This window comes from Streptococcus suis (assembly GCF_002964045.1).
In the GTDB taxonomy this organism is placed as follows: domain Bacteria; phylum Bacillota; class Bacilli; order Lactobacillales; family Streptococcaceae; genus Streptococcus; species Streptococcus suis_U.
The window spans coordinates 1-325 of the sequence record NZ_POPB01000614.1 but is presented as its reverse complement, the minus strand read 5'-3'; the positions used below and the strand labels follow the sequence as shown (position 1 = coordinate 325).

At 41.2% G+C, this 325-nt stretch carries 1 protein-coding gene; it reads left to right on the top strand.

What is annotated here, in order from left to right:
• Nucleotides 1-325 (top strand): isopeptide-forming domain-containing fimbrial protein (locus tag C1E99_RS14825; RefSeq protein ID WP_161951224.1); only part of this gene is annotated, 325 nt, incomplete at both ends.

Genomic DNA, 325 nt, shown 5'->3' with positions numbered 1-325 from the left:
ATTGAGGGACAGGAACAAGCGGGTCTCATAGAGTCAATCAGCCAGTCAGAAAATCGTTTTAAACTATCGTTTGATATTGCAAAACTCGCTCAGTTTGGCGGAAAAACACTAGACCTTACCTACAATATGGTTATTACCGATGAAGCTGCAATAGATCAACCATTGATAAATACAGCAACTCTCTATCCTGGAGATCTAACTCCATTAGTTGATAGGGAGCAGGTGATAACAGGCGGTTTTCGATTTATCAAGCAAAAGGCAGGCGGAAACAAGGCTCCCTTAGCCGATGCAAAATTTATTATCAAGCATCCCGCTAATCAAACAA